This is a genomic window from Aeromicrobium sp. PFPM2_SD2, assembly GCF_057364525.1.
Genome location: NZ_JBNFNZ010000478.1, coordinates 1 through 1,835, shown reverse-complemented (window position 1 = coordinate 1,835; position 1,835 = coordinate 1). Strand labels below are relative to the sequence as shown.

General features: G+C 75.6%; 3 protein-coding genes and 1 pseudogene. 1 reads left to right on the top strand and 3 read right to left on the bottom strand.

Features of this window, described 5'->3' with window-relative positions; genetic code table 11:
* Positions 1 to 511 (top strand): DUF1684 domain-containing protein (locus AC2W7G_RS15305; RefSeq protein ID WP_485869195.1); only part of this gene is annotated, 511 nt, incomplete at its 5' end.
* Here the strand turns inward: AC2W7G_RS15305 and AC2W7G_RS15300 are convergent.
* From AC2W7G_RS15300 to AC2W7G_RS15290, 3 genes and pseudogenes are all read right to left on the bottom strand, one after another.
* Entirely contained in the window at positions 512 to 1,099 is a 588-nt protein-coding gene (locus tag AC2W7G_RS15300; RefSeq protein ID WP_485869194.1) for a TetR/AcrR family transcriptional regulator, read from the bottom strand.
* A pseudogene (locus AC2W7G_RS15295) lies at positions 1,096 to 1,506 on the bottom strand (XdhC family protein); the annotation flags it as partial. The pseudogene AC2W7G_RS15295 and the gene AC2W7G_RS15300, both read right to left, overlap by 4 nt.
* Positions 1,507 to 1,527: 21 nt before the next feature.
* The coding region (locus AC2W7G_RS15290; RefSeq protein ID WP_485869193.1) for a hypothetical protein at positions 1,528 to 1,835 on the bottom strand (308 nt) is incomplete at its 5' end.

Here is a 1,835-nt window from a genome sequence, read left to right as displayed (position 1 = left end):
GCGAGCGCGGCGCGCTGCTGCTCACCGCGATCGGAGCGCGACGGCGAGCGCGCGCTGCGCGTCTGGGACCCGCAGGCCGCGACCCGCGCCGCCCTGGACGGCATCGACACCTTCGCGCCCCGACCCGGCCTGGTCCGCGACGGGACGCTTCGAGCCGTCGGCCGCCACCATGGACGTCGACCACGTCGACGGGCACACCGGCGCCGAGCCGGTCGGTGGCACCGTGCACGTGCGGGTGCAGGGCCACGACCTGGCGCTGGTGGCCCTGGCCCAGGCGGACGGGCGCCAGCTGGTGGTGGTCGCCGACGCGACCAACGGCACGACGACCCGCCAGTTCCGCTTCGTGAAGCTGGACCCGGCTTCCGACGGCAGCGTCGTGGTCGACCTGAACCGGGCCTACCTGCCGCCGTGCACGTTCACCGACCACTACCTGTGCCCCATGCCGCCGGCGCAGAACCGGCTGGCGTTCGCGGTCGAGGCCGGCGAGACCCACCCGCGTCCGCGCGGCTAGTCAGTCCCGCGGAGCCGGGGCGTCGCGGCACAGCCGCTGGTGGGAGTCGAACGCCGCGCGGTCCACGCGTCCGGCGTCGATGCCGCTGAGCAGCGCGATCTGGAAGCCGCGCCACAGCGACAGCACCTGGCCCGCGGTGCGGCGCGCGGTGTCGGGGTCGAAGCCGTCGCCCGCGATCGACGCGGTGAGGTCGTCGAGCCACTGCATCCCGACCTCGTCCAGGAACGCCTGGTAGGACGCGGGGTCGAAGGCGGCCAGGCCGAACACCTGGAAGAACAGCCGGTGGAAGGCCAGGTTCTCGGGCGCCGCGAGCGTCAGCCACGCCGTGTCGAGCCGGTCGCACAGCGGCAGGGACGCGTCGGCCACGACCTGCGGGACGGCCATGACCTTGGGGAAGCGCTTGGTCGACTCCTGCAGCGCCGTCACGATCAGCTCGTCGCGCGACCCGAAGTAGTACAGCAGCATCCGGTTGTTCGAGCCCGTGCTCTGGCTCAGCCCGCGCAGGGTCAGGCCGTCGATGCCGTGCTCCACGACGTGGTCGATGATCCGCTCGAGCAGCTCGGAGCGGCGGTCCGGGGCGTCGGTCATGCGTCCTCTCCGTGGACGGGGTGCGGGTCGTCGCGCAGCGGGCGGCCGGACGCACCGCTGCGCGCGGCGACCACCTCGGCGTAGATCGACACGGCGGTGTCGAACGGCGTGGTGGCGCCCAGGCGGAGCCCCACCGGGGAGTGCAGCCGGGCCAGCGCGGCGTCGTCGACCACGAGCTCGCGCAGGGCGGCGAGGCGTCGCTCGTGCGTGCGCCGCGACCCCATCGCCCCGACGAACCCGGCCGGTCCGGCCAGGGCCGCGGCCAGGAAGGGAGCGTCGACGCGCTCGTCGTGGGCGAGCAGCACGGCGACGCCCCGGGCGTCGAGCCCGGCCTCGGCGACGTGCTCCTGCGGCCAGGCGCACACGACCTCGGCGGCGTCGGGGAAGCGGTCCTTGGTCGCGAAGACCGGGCGCGGGTCCGACGACCGTCACGCGGTACCCGGCGCGGCCGCCAGCGTGCACAGCGCGGCCGCCTCCTGCGTGGCCCCGGCGACGAGCATCCGCGGCGCGGCCGGCCGGTGCTCGACGAGCACGACCTCGTCGCCGTTGCGCAGCTCGAGGCGGGCGTCGAGACCCGCGGCGGCCCGGCACAGCGGCTCGGTGGCGGCCGGGTCGAGCAGCTGGACGAGCACCTGGACGCGTCCGCCGCAGGTCACGGCCGAGCCAGCCCGCCGTCGCCGTCGTAGGCGTCCAGGCCGGCGTCCCCCGACCCCGTCGAGCAGCTCGCGGCAGCGGT